This is a genomic window from Salinimicrobium oceani (genome assembly GCF_012037645.1).
The window spans coordinates 1-336 of sequence record NZ_JAAVJR010001267.1 but is presented as its reverse complement, the minus strand read 5'-3'; the positions used below and the strand labels follow the sequence as shown (position 1 = coordinate 336).

The following is a 336-nucleotide window of genomic DNA, read 5'->3' as shown; positions in this document are numbered from 1 at the left end:
AACTGGTGGTGAAGATGGAGGTCATTGAGAAGGAAATGGAAATGACAGATGGGGTTTCATACGTGTACTGGACTTTTGATGGTACCGTTCCCGGAAGTTTTATCAGAACAAAAGTGGGGGACGAGATTGAATTTCACCTGAGGAACCACCCCGATAGTAAATTGCCACACAATATCGACCTGCATGCTGTTAACGGTCCGGGAGGTGGTGCCGAGTCCTCTTTCGTAGCACCGGGTCATGAAGTAGTATTTAATTTCAAGGTATTGAACCCCGGACTTTATATTTATCACTGTGCCACTGCTCCCGTTGGAATGCATATTGCCAATGGTATGTACG

General features: G+C 46.1%; 1 protein-coding gene. It reads left to right on the top strand.

The window, feature by feature from the left end; all coding sequences use genetic code 11:
* On the top strand, window positions 1-336 hold a 336-nt coding region (locus tag HC175_RS21770; protein ID WP_168139980.1), incomplete at both ends, for a multicopper oxidase domain-containing protein.